The organism is Streptomyces luteolifulvus (genome assembly GCF_008806595.1).
Taxonomy (GTDB): domain Bacteria; phylum Actinomycetota; class Actinomycetes; order Streptomycetales; family Streptomycetaceae; genus Streptomyces; species Streptomyces luteolifulvus.
Genome location: NZ_VZRB01000099.1, coordinates 1 through 1,167, shown reverse-complemented (window position 1 = coordinate 1,167; position 1,167 = coordinate 1). Strand labels below are relative to the sequence as shown.

1 pseudogene is annotated in these 1,167 nt (G+C 69.8%); it reads left to right on the top strand.

The annotated features are described in order from the left end of the window. Positions 1-1,167: pseudogene (locus F7R91_RS41745) on the top strand (alpha-1,4-glucan--maltose-1-phosphate maltosyltransferase); the annotation flags it as partial.

Sequence of the window (1,167 nt, the reverse complement as noted above, 5' to 3'; positions counted from 1 at the left end):
CGCCTTGCGGCGGCGTTGACGCCGGAGGTGGATGCGGTGCTGGCCCGGTATCCGCTGCGGGAGCTGGTGACCGCGTCGCCGACGCTGGAGCTGCTGGTGGAGCGGGAGCGGGCGCTGTACGGCGCCTGGTACGAGTTCTTCCCGCGTTCGGAGGGCACGCCGCAGCAGCCGCACGGCACGTTCGCCACGGCCGCGCGGCGGCTGCCGGCGATCGCCGCGATGGGTTTCGACGTGGTCTATCTGCCGCCGGTCCATCCGATCGGGACCACCTTCCGCAAGGGCCGCAACAACACCCTGTCGGCCGGGGCGGAGGATGTGGGGGTGCCGTGGGCGATCGGCTCGCCGGAGGGCGGCCACGACGCGATCCACCCGCGGCTGGGCACCCTGGAGGACTTCGACGACTTCGTGGACCGGGCCCGCGGGCTGGGGCTGGAGATCGCGCTGGACTTCGCGCTGCAGTGCTCGCCCGACCACCCGTGGGTGCACAAGCACCCGGAGTGGTTCCACCACCGCCCCGACGGCACCATCGCCTACGCGGAGAACCCGCCGAAGAAGTACCAGGACATCTATCCGGTCGCGTTCGACGCGGACATGGACGGGCTGGTGGCGGAGACGCTGCGGGTGCTGCGGCACTGGATGGGCCACGGGGTGCGGATCTTCCGGGTGGACAATCCGCACACCAAGCCGGTGGTGTTCTGGGAGCGGGTGATCGCGGACATCGGCCGCACCGACCCGGATGTGATCTTCCTGGCGGAGGCGTTCACCCGGCCGGCGATGATGCACACCCTGGCGCAGATCGGCTTCCAGCAGTCCTACACCTACTACACCTGGCGCACCGGCAAGCAGGAGCTGACCGAGTACCTCACGGAGCTGTCCGGGGAGGCGGCCGCCTATATGCGGCCCAACTTCTTCGTCAACACCCCCGACATCCTGCACGAGTTCCTGCAGCACGGGGGCCGGCCCGCGTTCGAGGTCCGCGCGGTGCTGGCCGCCACCCTCTCCCCGGCCTGGGGCGTCTACAGCGGCTTCGAACTGTGCGAGAACACCCCGCTGCGCGAGGGCAGCGAGGAATACCTCGACTCGGAGAAGTACCAGCTCAAACCCCGCGACTGGGACACCGCCGAACGCGAGGGACGCACCATCACCCCCCTCATCACCCAACTCAAC